The 291-nt window shown below is 49.1% G+C and carries 1 protein-coding gene; it reads left to right on the top strand.

The features are described from left to right. A partial coding sequence (locus ACEO2X_RS14380; protein ID WP_371972201.1) for a transposase occupies positions 1-291 on the top strand: 291 nt, incomplete at both ends.

Here is a 291-nt window from a genome sequence, read left to right as displayed (position 1 = left end):
TCAGCCATGTTTTGGTATCGAAATATGCCGATCATTTGCCGCTGTACCGTCAACGTCTGATCTATCAGCGGGCGGGAATCGAACTTTCTAGATCAACTTTATCTGACTGGATAGGTCGCTGCGGTGTGGAACTGGAACCTCTGGCCAATGCCTTAAAACAGGTAGTGCTGCAACAGCGGGTGATCCATGCCGATGAAACGCCGGTCACCATCATGCGGATGGGTGAGAATGATAAAAAACCGAAGAAAGGTTATGTCTGGGCCTATGCCACTACACAGTACAATCCAGTTC

This window comes from Acinetobacter sp. AL9, from assembly GCF_041464035.1.
Taxonomy (GTDB): Bacteria; Pseudomonadota; Gammaproteobacteria; order Pseudomonadales; family Moraxellaceae; genus Acinetobacter; species Acinetobacter towneri.
The sequence above is the reverse complement of the archived record's forward strand: the minus strand, read 5'-3'. Positions and strand labels throughout refer to the sequence as shown.